We start from the raw sequence: 263 nt of genomic DNA, 5'->3' as shown, positions 1-263 counted from the left end.
CCAGGGGCTGGGCGGCGGGATGTTGCTGGCCCTGTGTTATTCGATGATCCAACTGGTGTTCGAAGAACGCCTGTGGCCCCGGGCAATGGCCTTGGTGTCGGGCATGTGGGGCGTCGCAACGCTAGTAGGCCCGGCCGTGGGGGGCGTGTTCGCCGAACTGGACGCCTGGCGCTACGCCTTCGGCGCCATGGTGCCGGTGAGCCTCGCCTACATCGCGCTCACTCACCGTGCGCTGCCACCCCGTGACAACGCCACGGACAGCG

1 protein-coding gene is annotated in these 263 nt (G+C 68.1%); it reads left to right on the top strand.

All coding sequences use genetic code 11. From position 1 onward, the window contains the following. A partial coding sequence (locus SB756_RS31370; RefSeq protein WP_410913405.1) for an MFS transporter occupies positions 1–263 on the top strand: 263 nt, incomplete at both ends.

Source organism: Pseudomonas sp. SIMBA_068 (assembly GCF_046534705.1).
Classification (GTDB): domain Bacteria; phylum Pseudomonadota; class Gammaproteobacteria; order Pseudomonadales; family Pseudomonadaceae; genus Aquipseudomonas; species Aquipseudomonas putida.
This window is presented reverse-complemented; position numbering and strand designations above follow the sequence as displayed.